Source organism: Anaeroplasma bactoclasticum (assembly GCF_003550015.1).
GTDB lineage: Bacteria > Bacillota_I > Bacilli_A > Acholeplasmatales > Anaeroplasmataceae > Anaeroplasma > Anaeroplasma bactoclasticum.
The window spans coordinates 1-11,444 of sequence record NZ_QXEV01000042.1; the positions used below are offsets into that span (position 1 = coordinate 1).

Consider the following 11,444-nt stretch of genomic DNA (forward strand, 5'->3'; position numbering starts at 1 on the left):
CCCGTATTTAGGATTTAACTACCCAAAATTTAGGATAAAGACAATATTTTTGACCAATTAATAATTTATAAATAAATTATTAAAAAAGTTGAAAATATTTTTTTATTATGCTATAATATAGGTAGTTAAGGTAGTTATTGTTCGGAGGACCTTTTTATGATCTATTTTTTAAAGAAATCTACTCCTTCTAAAAAGGGGCTTTATCTTCAAATCTATTCTAATTATTATGATCCTAATACGAAAAAGAAAAATACTAAATCTTATAAAGCTTTAGGCTATGTTTCTGATTTAAAAGCTTCTGGTATTGATGATCCTGTTTCTTATTATTCTGATATTGTTAAACAAATGAATGAACAATTATTGGAAAATAAAGAACTTCAAATTTCTGATAAATCTACTCAAAAATATGCTGGCCATTTTTTAGTTAAAGCTATGTTTGATTTACTTGATATGGATAGAACTATTAATATTGTTGCTTCTACACATAAATGGCAATATAAATTTAGTGATATGTATAGAACATTATGTTATTCACAAATTTTATCTCCTGGTTCAAAACTTAAAGCTTTTGAAAGAGTTATTCCTAATATTTATGATGCACCTAATTTTTCTTATGATCAAATTTTAGATGCCGTCAACTTTATTGGTGGTGATTATCATAAATATATCGAAGTTTTAAATCATCATATTAATGATATTTGGGAAAGAAAAACAGATAAGGTCTATTTTGATTGTACGAATTATTATTTTGAAATAGATTTGGAAACTCCTTTTTTAAAAAAAGGACCTTCAAAAGAAAATTTTAAAGGTCCTATTATGGGTCAAGCTCTACTTCTAGATAGTGATCAAATACCTCTGGATACCGAGTTTTACCCTGGTAACGAATCTGAAAAGCCTTATTTAAGAAAAAGAATTGAAGACATGAAATCTAGAAATGGTGTTCATGGTAGAATAATTCAAGTAGCCGACAAAGGGCTTAATTGTGCTAGAAATATATATGCTGCTGTAGTTGAGGCAAATGATGGTTATATCTTTTCTAAATCCATAAAAGGTCGTTCTTTATCTAAAGAGGAACAGGATTGGATTTTAATGGATGATGATGAATTTAACAAATGGGAAGATGTTAGGGATGAAGTTGGTAATTTAATTTACAAATATAAAACTTCTAAACACATCATTCGTTCTGGTAAAAATGCTGGCAAGGTTGTTGATTATGGTAATTATCTATACAAATGTAAAATTAATCCCGACGATGAAAAAGAAACAGAATTCACTGTAAAAGAAAAAAGAATTGTTACTTATAATCCTAAGCTTGCTGCTAAACAAAGAGCTGAAATTAATAGGGAAGTTGAAAAACTTAAAAAGATTTTATCTTATAAAATTGCAGTTAAAGAAGATATTGGTGATTCTGCTAAATATGTTAATTTTGAGGCTAAAGATAAGGATGGTAGAAAAATTAAAGTTGCTACTTCTTTAAACCAAGAAAAGATTGATGCAGATTTAAAATTTGCTGGTTTTAATATGTTAGTTACTTCCGAAGTTAAAGCTGATCCAAAAGAAATATATAAAGTATATCATAACTTATGGAGAATTGAAGAATCATTTAGATTACTTAAAACTTATCTACAATCTAGACCAGCTTTTGCTAGTGATGAAGATACTATCAATGCATTCTGAAATCTATCATCTAAAAAATCTGAAATTATAAAATCTTTATAATTCAATAAAAAATCCTCCTAAATTATGACGATTAAATGTATTCAATTGGAAGCGCATAAAGATTATCTCTCAATTTTAATTTGTAATCGACTCTACAAATAATTGCGCCTATGCCTCTCTTTTTATCAATATCTTTATCTAATACATCAAATGCAGATGCCATTTCTGATTTAGGGTTTGCTGTTTTCTTTATTTCAATCGGATATAAAATGCCATTTTCTTCAATAATTAAATCAATTTCATTTTCTTCAAACATTTCATTACCATTTACAGTTTTTTTAACTTTATCTTTACCACGATAATAATATATCCTCTTTCTATAATCTTTTCCTTGATTAATATAAGATTTTATTATTTCATTTATAACAAAAGTTTCAAAAAATGCCCCATTCATTGCACCATTTTCAAGCGTTTCTGGAGTTAGCCAAGAAGTTAAATAAGCAGCTAAACCAGTGTCTCTAAAATACACTTTTGGTGTTTTAATAGCTCTACTTAAATGAGAATTATAATATGGTTCTAAAAGATAAATGATATCTGTTTTTTCAAGAACTGATATCCAATTTCTAACTGTTTCAACTGAAACTCCAATATCTTTTGAGATGCTACTATAATCAAGCATATTACCTGTTCTTGCAGCAACAGAAACCATAAACCTATAAAACAAATTATAATCTCTTATTTTCGTAATGTCATAGACATCTCTTTCAATATATGTTCTAACATATGAGGAATAAAAATCTTCCCAATCTCTCGGACTATCTTCATATAACTCTGGGTAACCACCTCTATGAATTATCTTCCAAAGATTGACATACTTATTTAAGTTCTTTTCACGTTCTTTAAAATAGTCTAAGGTTGGAATAAACGGCATATTAAAAGATATATTATTTATTTCTCTTAAGGATAACGTTCCTAACTCCAAAATAGAAACCATGCCAGCAAGAGATTCAGATAAGCCTTTCATAAGTTCCCATTTTTGTGACCCAGAAAATAAATAATTACTTCTTGTAGAAGTTTCATCAAGAATTGTCTTAGCTGCACCAATTAATTCTGGAACCATTTGAACCTCATCAATAAATAGAGGTCTTTCAAAATTTTCTAAAAATCCTTGAGGATCTTCTTTGGCATTATTATAAAGAGCAACATTCTTTAAGTTTATTCTTTTTATGTCAGAATATAAATGCTTAGTCATAGTTGTTTTGCCAACTTGTCTTGCACCTGTGATTGCAACAGATTTAGATGTGTCAAATCTTTTCTTTAGTGTATCTTCAATCGCTCTATTGATGTATGTCATTTTACCACCTCCGACTATTTTCAATTTCAATTTGATTATAGTCGATTATCGGTAAAAAGTCAATTTCCAAATGCAAATTAAAATCAACTATATAATAGTCAAAAGCATAAAAAGTATCCGAGTTTAAGAAAAATATCCGAGTAGGCATCTACGGTATCCGAGTTAAGCTATGGTATCCGACTTAAATGTATATAAATAAGAAAAGCACCAAAAATCGATATAAATTAATCAATAATTGGTGCTTATTCATTTTAAATATTACAAAATAATGGCTTAGTTATGCCACTTTTCCTAATTAATATAAAAATAAAAGCCTTGATAACTATGTATCAAACCTATTGTTCTTTAATGGCTTGGGACTAGCTAATTGATACAAAAATTCCACACCTGAATTGAAATTTCCACACCTGATTAAATGATCTTCCTAATATTTTTTTCCTTATAATTCTATCCAAATACCTTCATCTTTGATTTGTGCATTTTGTAACTTTTTATAAAAGCTCTGAGCTTCGTCATTCGAAGCTATTAAACCAATTAGAGTATTCATTCCGTTTTCTTTAAGTTTGATTCTAAGTTCACTCATAAGTGCTTGAGCAACTCCTTTATGACGACAGCTTTTATGACACAAATCCAATCTAAATAAGCTTTTTTTGAACCATCAAAATGACTATAAATAGTAGATGAATCTATCCTACCAACAACTTTGCCATCTACATATGCAAGTAATGACAAGGATTCATTAAAAGATGATGATTCAAAGCTTTTAGAAACGTCATCAATGTATTTTTCATTTATTTCCCATCCCCAAAAATCTTCTTCCTCTCGCAATCTTTTTTCAAAATCTATTACATCAGGGATTAAATCTTTTGTATATTTTCTAATTTCCATTTTTTTCTCCAAATCACTTGATTTTTAATAATACTTCTTTTAAGTCTGGAATATCGTTAAAAACTACTTCATAAACAATTGTATAATCTGTTTTACCATAATCATGAACTATTCTATTTCTAAATCCAACTATATCATTCCAACTAACGCTAGCATGTTGTTCTTTAAACATAATGGACAATTTCTTTATGTTTTCAGTCATTTGAATTAATCTAAATAATACTGCATCTATTAATTGCTCATCAACCACAAAATCATCATATGAAACATTGTTAGTGTATTTTATTATTTTGTCAATATCATCTAGTATTTGATTAATATAATATTTATCATTTTTTATATTATCCATATATCTTTATTCCGTCTTTCATTATTTCATTGATCAATTCTAGATTGTCCTTTAAATCATTAAATCTAATAACATCAACTTTTTTCTTTAATACTTGATGCAAGTTTTCGACTAATCCAACAAATCTAAATCCAGTAAGTGTAGTGTTAATACAAATATCTACATCACTTTCATCTTTTGCATAGCCTTTTGCATATGATCCAAATAAGTAACAAAAAGATATTTCATCTTTATATTTTTCTATTACATTTAATAGGATAATTTTTAGCTTATCTAATGCATAAATTCCCTTTGTTTCAGTAATTTCATATTTATCTTTTAACAATTCTACAATCTTTTGATATTTTAAATTAGACTCATCCGGATTAGATTCATACCTTATGTATGTCCTTAAAGGAACACCCACAGAATTTGCTGCTTCTACTTGAGTCAATCCAAACGTTATTCTCAATTCTTTAAGTGCCATATCAGTAACCACCACCAATTATATTATATCATCGTGGCAATATTTTTCAATATATAAGTGCCATTTTGGCATATTATTATTAAAACTAATGCCATTTTGGCATGTTTAAATTCACATAAAGAAAAAAGGCTTAATACTAAATTGTATTAAACCTACTTGTTCTTTAATGGAGGACCCGATCGGATTCGAACCAACGATCAGGCAGTTGCAGTGCCGTGCCTTACCACTTGGCTACGGGTCCATATATCGTGAACGCTTCTATTATATCGAAACAACACTCCAATGTCAAACACAATTTTGTCTCTTTTTCACTTTTTGGCACTCTATGCTTGACAGTGCCAATTTTTAAGAATATAATAGAGGTGACTTAAGAGAGATGAGTCAGAAAGGTGTGATGATATATGCAGTATAATAACGAACAAAATGAAAACGAAAATGTACTTGAAAAATATGGAAGAGATATTGTTGCGCTTGCAAGGGAAGGAAAAATTGATCCCGTAATCGGTCGTGATGAAGAAATCCGTAGGATCATCAAAATCCTTTCAAGAAAGACTAAAAACAATCCAGTATTAATTGGTGAACCAGGTGTAGGTAAAACAGCTATTATTGAAGGCTTAGCTAGACGTATTGTTGCAAACGACGTTCCTACTACTCTTAAAGATAAATCTATCTTTGAACTTGATATGGGAGCACTTGTTGCAGGAGCTAAATTCCGTGGAGAATTTGAAGAGAGATTAAAAGCTGTATTAAATAAGGTTAAAGAATCTGATGGTAAAATCATCATGTTTATCGATGAAATTCACTTAATTGTTGGTGCAGGTAAGGCAGATGGTGCACTAGATGCATCCAATATGCTAAAGCCAATGCTAGCTAGAGGAGAACTTCATTGTATAGGTGCTACTACTTTAAAGGAATATAGAGAATATATTGAAAAGGATAGTGCCCTAGAGCGAAGATTTCAAAAGGTCTTAGTATCAGAGCCTACAGTTGAAGATACTATTTCTATTCTGCGTGGTATTAAAGAAAGATTTGAGCTTCATCATGGTGTAACCATTATGGATAATGCTATTGTAGCCGCAGCTACATTATCTAATCGATATATTACCGATCGTTTCTTACCAGATAAGGCTATCGATTTAATCGATGAGGCTTGTGCTTCTTGCCGTATGGAAATTGATTCAAAGCCAACAGAGCTTGATGATGCAGATAGAAAGATTGCACAGCTTAAGATTGAACAGATGGCATTAAAGAAAGAAACAGATGATGTATCTAAAAAGAGATTAGGTGTAATTAATGAGGAGCTTTTAAAGCTTGAAGCTGATGCTAAAGAATTAACTAAGAAATGGCAACAGGAAAAGGCTGAAATTTCTGCTTATAAGGATGTTAAAAAGGAATTAGAGGCAAAGAAATTTGAGCTTGAAAAAGCATTTAATGAAGGCAATTATAAGATTGCATCTGAGCTTCAGTATTCTAAAATTCCAGAATTAGAGCAAAAGATTAAAGAATACCAAGAAAAATCTAAGGAAGACCATTTATTATCTGAATCCGTTAACGAGGAATCTGTTGCAGAGGTTGTTGCAAAGTGGACAAATATTCCAATTTCTAAGCTTATGCAGGGTGAAAGAGAAAAGATACTTGCTCTTGCAGAAACATTAAAGGAAAGAGTAATTGGTCAAGATGAAGCAGTTGATTTAATTAGTGATGCTATTATTCGTCAAAGAGCAGGTATTAAGGATGAGAATAAGCCTATTGGTTCTTTCTTATTCTTAGGTCCTACTGGTGTTGGTAAAACAGAGCTTGCAAAAGCATTAGCTGAGGCTCTATTCGATAGTGAATCTCATATCGTAAGATTAGATATGAGTGAATATATGGAGCAGTATTCTGTATCTAAATTAATCGGTTCTGCACCAGGTTATGTAGGATATGAAGAAGGTGGACAGTTAACAGAAAAGGTTAGACGAAATCCATATTCTATCGTATTATTTGATGAAATTGAAAAAGCACATCATGATGTATTTAATATACTTCTTCAAATACTTGATGATGGTAGATTAACCGATTCTCAAGGAAGAACTGTAGATTTCAAAAATACAATCATTATTATGACATCTAATATTGGTTCTGATATTCTTCTATCCCATGATAGTGATAAGAGCATTAAGGTTAATCAATTATTAAAAGCAAACTTTAAACCAGAATTCTTAAATCGTATCGATGAAATTATTACATTTAATCCATTAACTAAGGATGTACAGCTAAAGATTGTTACAAAGATGCTAAAGAATTTAAATATGAGATTAATTGCTCAAGGTATTGATATGACTTTTGCAGACTCTTTAAAGAAATATATTCTAGATGAAGCATTTGATGAAGCCTATGGCGCAAGACCAGTTAAAAGATATATTACAAAATATATTGAAACATTTATTGCAACAAAGATTATTAAAGGAGAAATAAAACCAAATATTCCTTATGTCATCGATGCATGCAACAATGAAATTAGATTATTAAATAAATAATTCAAGTATGTAGGGCCAAGTTATTGGCCCTTTTTCGTATTAAAAAAAGGACCAAATGGTCCTTCTTTTAAATACCTAAAAATCCAACGATTGCTAATACAGCAAAGATAACAAATAGAATAGATAATACTAATAATAATTTTTTGTTCTTAACTGTAGTTCTAAGCCAAATCCAACCAAATACTAAAGCAATTACAGTTAAAACGATGGAGGCAACCATCTTAATATTACCAAATACATTTCCTACAGCTGGAATCCAGTGTAATAACCACGCAAAGCCTGCTGCAAATAATACTACGAAGGCTAAAAAGCCAACCCACCATGATAAACTATCCTTTTTCATAATAACCTCCTATAAACTAAAACTATTATATCACTTTTCGAATAAAATAAACTACTTCTTTTCAATAATTCTCATCTTTGCAGAATGAGCACGATTATTTTCCTTTAACTCTTCTTCTGATGCAGTTACAGGCTTTCTAGTTATAAGTTCATATGGAGCTTCAATATTTAGAGGTACGCCCTTTGGAATATCTACAGTGCTTCTTTCTTTGAATACTGTTTTACAAATTCTATCCTCTAAGGAATGGAATGTAATAACTACTGCTCTACCCTTTGGTGCAAGCATATCTAGGGCATCATTAATGGATACCTCAAATACTTTAAGTTCATCATTTACTGCAATTCTTAATGCTTGAAATGTTTGTTTTGCTGGATGACCTTTTTTAGATAATACCTTAGCTGGTAATGCACTCTTAATTACATCTACAAGCTCAAATGTAGTATGAATAGGCTTTATTGCTCTTTCACGCTCAATCGCTCTTGCGATTTGTTTAGAGAAGGGGTCTTCACCATATCTTGTAAAAATCCTCATTAAATCATTAAAGCTCCATGTATTAACAATAATTTCTGCAGTAAGCTCTTGATTTTGATTCATTCTCATATCTAGTGGTGCATCATAATTATAGGAAAATCCTCTTTCTGGAATATCAAACTGGAAAGATGAAACTCCTAAATCATATAAAATACCATCTATTTTAGTAACACCTAGCTTATTTAATTCACTTTTAACATTAACGAAGTTTGAAGGAATAAATGTATAATTATCTTTTGAAATAGGATCTAATACTTCCTTACTTCTTTTATATGCATATTCATCCTGATCAAAACAATATAAATGTCCTGTTGTAAGCTTTGATAGGATATGGGAGGAATGTCCTCCACCACCTGTTGTAGCATCAACATATATTCCATCTGGTTTAATATTTAAGCCTTCAATTGCTTCATTTAATAATACACTTTTATGTACATACATAATATATCAACCTCGCATTCATTATAAATGAATTAAATAATAAAATCTATCATAAATAGAAAATAGGCTCCCCTGGAGCCTATTTCTATCAGTAATATTTTCTTTAATGAAATTATTCCTCAACTTTTTCAGCCTTAGGAGCTACAACCTGCTTGCCTTTGTAGAAACCACAGTTAGAACATACTCTATGAGCTAATGTTAATTCACCACAGTTTGGACAAGTGATCATTCCTGGAACATTTAAGGCTAAATGAGAACGTCTGATTCTCTTCTTCATCTTAGAAGTTCTTCTGAAAGGTACTGCCATCTTTTACACCTCCTAGATTAAATCTTTTAATGCCGAGAATGCAGGATTAATATCTGACTCTTCACTCTTTTCCTCAGGTTCAGGATCAGATTCAAATTCACATAAGGTATAGCTCATTGGCTTTTCACAAAGAATGTTTGTTATAACAGCTTCCTTTGTATTTAATGTAATTCCATCAATTAGGAATGCATCCTCCAAATCACTATCCGTTGTAAATATTTCAACTGCTTCTGTATCTAATGGATAAGAAATAGGTTCTAAGGATACAGAATCCTCTAAAGTAAGCTCACATGAAATATGGAAGCTTATCTCATAGGTATCTATACCTCTTTCTCTTATAACAGAATGAACGTGAACTAATGAAATTGAAATTATATCTTCAAAGCCATTTAGCTCATTTGTTAAATCCAAGTCTTCATCCACTGTATAAGGGAATGTAACCTTTCTTAACTGAGCCAGTGTTAATTGCATAAAAATCACCCCAGCATTGTATATTATATAAAAAGCATACTTCAAAGTCAAGGATAAAATCACGTTATTTTAGATATATCTATTAATGAAAAAACAAGTGAAAATTCCACTTGTTTTTCTAGTGTTTATGATTATTCTTTTTATACTATAATTCTCTTACATATGTAAAGAATTATTTATCCTCTTCACCAAATTTTAACTCTAAATCGACTAATCCTTGATAGAAATCATCCTCATGTGTAACTAATATTACAGAACCAGGGAATCTATCAATTGCCTCCCAAAGCTCTGCCTTAGATAATACGTCTAAATGATTGGTAGGCTCATCGAAAATTAAAATATTGCTTTTTTTCATGGTCATTAAAGCAAGTCTAACCTTAGTTTGCTGTCCACCAGATAATGTAGACATTGGCTTTATAGCTAAATCGCCTTTTATGCCAACAGATGCTAATATACTTCTTAATTCACCATCTGTTTTTAAATGATAATAATATCTTAAATACTCTATTGGGGTTGTAACATTATCATATGCTTCTTCTTGAGCAAAATAGTTTAAATCTCCAGAAGGATTCCATACATATTTACCACCAAGTGGTGGGATAAGGCCCATAATAGTTTTTAAAATAGTAGATTTACCTACACCATTATGTCCAAGTATAGCAATCTTTTGATTTTGCTTCATTAAGAAATTTAAGTTTTCAAGTACTACCTTATCCTTATAGCCTACAGTTAGGTTATCTAGCTTTAATACCTCTTGACCTAAGCCCTTAGAAAATGGGAAATTAATATGCATAGGCTCATGGTTTTTAGGTTTTTCTAATACTTGAATTCTTTCAAGCATCTTTCTTCTAGATTGTGCACGAGCTGTAGTTGTAGCTCTAACAATATTTTTTTGAATAAAATCTTCTGTTCTTTTAATGAATGCTTGTTGGTTTTGATATGCCTTTTGATATTGTTCTTCTCTTATATCTCTTTCTTTTAAATAAAGCTCATATGGCATATTATATCTAACCATATTCTTATTGGATAAATTATATACAACCTCACCAATTTCCTTTAAAAAGCCCTCATCATGAGATATAACAACAAAGGCTTTAGGGAAGCCTTTTAAATATTCCCCAAGCCACTCTATATGGGCTACATCTAAAAAGTTTGTAGGCTCATCCATTAAAAGCACATCTGGAGCTTCAAGTAAAAGCTTTGCTAAATATACTTTTGCTCTTTGTCCACCAGATAGCTTAGATAGCTCTGTATCTAGGCCATAATCTGCAATACCCAAGCCATTAATCATATTTCCCATAGTGGAATTCATTGCGTAAAAGTTCGCTTTATCTAGCTCATCTTGAATTGCTTGAGCATAGTTTAAATATTTTTCATATTCATATTCAGGGCATGTTGCAAGCTTATCATAATAAGAATTCATAAGCTTTTCTTTTTCCATTAGTGGTCTAAATACCTCACTAATGTAATCAATAATAGAAATATCCTGTTTTACCTTTAAATGCTGGTCTAAATATGCATATTTAATTCCATTCATCCAAGTAATCGTACCAGCATCTGGAATTAAATTTTTTGCAATTAAATTCATGAATGTGGATTTACCACATCCATTATCACCAACAAGTACAATGTGATCCTTTTGTAGGATTCTAAAGGATACATCATTAAAAAGGTTATTATCTGTATATTTAAATTTAAGGCCTTCGACCTCTAGTAATCCTCCCATAAAGTCCTCCTCGTATAATAAAATTGTATTAATTATTTAATGATGTTAATACATAAACATCTATTTAATATCCAATTATTATTGAATACATGTTAATATTATTTTGATAACACTGTAGACTATTTTCTTCCTCCTTACAGCTTGACTGGTTAAAAAAGGAAATAGCTACAGTTTTTAATTCTATATGGTTATGAGTAGGTTACAACACATTAAGTGATTGGTTCATCAATAACGAGGTAACGCGGATTAGAAATTGTAGGTAGTACCAGTGTTAATCATGAAAGGACAAGATATTATGATCTATGTAGGCATAGACGCTGCCTCACAAAAACACGATTTCTTCATTCAAAGAGATACAGGTGAAGTATTCTCTAAGAAAGCAATCTCTAT

The 11,444-nt window shown here is 30.4% G+C and carries 12 protein-coding genes and 1 tRNA gene; 2 read left to right on the forward strand and 11 right to left on the reverse strand.

The genetic code is table 11. The features are described 5' to 3' along the window. Positions 1 to 156 precede the first annotated feature (156 nt). Entirely contained in the window at positions 157 to 1,677 is a 1,521-nt protein-coding gene (locus EI71_RS09510; protein WP_162849943.1) for an IS1634 family transposase, read from the forward strand. Between the two features lie 73 nt (positions 1,678 to 1,750). On the opposite strand, the gene EI71_RS09515 is transcribed toward EI71_RS09510, so the two are convergent. From EI71_RS09515 to EI71_RS09540, 6 genes are all read right to left on the reverse strand, one after another. Beyond that, positions 1,751 to 3,013, reverse strand: a complete 1,263-nt coding sequence (locus tag EI71_RS09515) for an ATP-binding protein (RefSeq protein ID WP_119016994.1) — start codon at positions 3,011 to 3,013, stop codon at positions 1,751 to 1,753. A 439-nt stretch (positions 3,014 to 3,452) separates the two neighbouring features. Continuing rightward, entirely contained in the window at positions 3,453 to 3,596 is a 144-nt protein-coding gene (locus EI71_RS09520) for a PH domain-containing protein (protein ID WP_119016995.1), read from the reverse strand. Continuing rightward, the gene (locus tag EI71_RS09525; RefSeq protein ID WP_162849944.1) at positions 3,593 to 3,901 is read right to left on the reverse strand and encodes a hypothetical protein; all 309 of its coding nucleotides are present in this window, start codon (positions 3,899 to 3,901) and stop codon (positions 3,593 to 3,595) included. The genes EI71_RS09520 and EI71_RS09525 overlap by 4 nt, the downstream gene beginning before the upstream one ends. Before the next feature lie 13 nt (positions 3,902 to 3,914). After that, complete coding sequence (locus EI71_RS09530) at positions 3,915 to 4,250, reverse strand: HepT-like ribonuclease domain-containing protein (RefSeq protein WP_162849945.1); 336 nt, start codon at positions 4,248 to 4,250, stop codon at positions 3,915 to 3,917. Further along, positions 4,243 to 4,716: a nucleotidyltransferase domain-containing protein gene (locus tag EI71_RS09535; RefSeq protein ID WP_119016998.1), complete on the reverse strand. Its 474-nt coding sequence runs from the start codon at positions 4,714 to 4,716 to the stop codon at positions 4,243 to 4,245. The genes EI71_RS09530 and EI71_RS09535 overlap by 8 nt, the downstream gene beginning before the upstream one ends. 167 nt (positions 4,717 to 4,883) lie before the next feature. Next, a tRNA-Cys gene (locus EI71_RS09540) sits at positions 4,884 to 4,957 on the reverse strand. Between the two features lie 160 nt (positions 4,958 to 5,117). Here EI71_RS09540 and EI71_RS10495 point away from each other — a divergent pair. Further along, on the forward strand, positions 5,118 to 7,235 hold the full coding sequence (locus EI71_RS10495) for an ATP-dependent Clp protease ATP-binding subunit (protein ID WP_119016999.1): 2,118 nt from the start codon (positions 5,118 to 5,120) through the stop codon (positions 7,233 to 7,235). Positions 7,236 to 7,302: 67 nt separating this feature from the next. Here the strand turns inward: EI71_RS10495 and EI71_RS09550 are convergent, their stop codons facing one another. The 5 genes from EI71_RS09550 to EI71_RS09570 all read right to left on the reverse strand — a co-directional run bounded on the left by EI71_RS09550 (position 7,303) and on the right by EI71_RS09570 (position 11,054). Then, complete coding sequence (locus EI71_RS09550; protein WP_119017000.1) at positions 7,303 to 7,578, reverse strand: hypothetical protein; 276 nt, start codon at positions 7,576 to 7,578, stop codon at positions 7,303 to 7,305. 51 nt (positions 7,579 to 7,629) lie between these two features. Beyond that, positions 7,630 to 8,550 (reverse strand): 16S rRNA (cytosine(1402)-N(4))-methyltransferase RsmH, encoded by a 921-nt coding sequence (gene rsmH, locus EI71_RS09555; RefSeq protein ID WP_119017001.1) that lies wholly within the window; start codon positions 8,548 to 8,550, stop codon positions 7,630 to 7,632. A gap of 112 nt (positions 8,551 to 8,662) precedes the next feature. Further along, a complete protein-coding gene (rpmF, locus tag EI71_RS09560; RefSeq protein WP_119017002.1) occupies positions 8,663 to 8,857 on the reverse strand; it encodes a 50S ribosomal protein L32 in 195 nt (64 codons plus the stop codon). A 12-nt stretch (positions 8,858 to 8,869) separates the two neighbouring features. Further along, positions 8,870 to 9,328, reverse strand: a complete 459-nt coding sequence (locus EI71_RS09565; RefSeq protein WP_119017003.1) for a YceD family protein — start codon at positions 9,326 to 9,328, stop codon at positions 8,870 to 8,872. Positions 9,329 to 9,500: 172 nt separating this feature from the next. Next, positions 9,501 to 11,054 (reverse strand): ABC-F family ATP-binding cassette domain-containing protein, encoded by a 1,554-nt coding sequence (locus EI71_RS09570; protein WP_119017004.1) that lies wholly within the window; start codon positions 11,052 to 11,054, stop codon positions 9,501 to 9,503. Between the last annotated feature and the right edge of the window lie 390 nt (positions 11,055 to 11,444).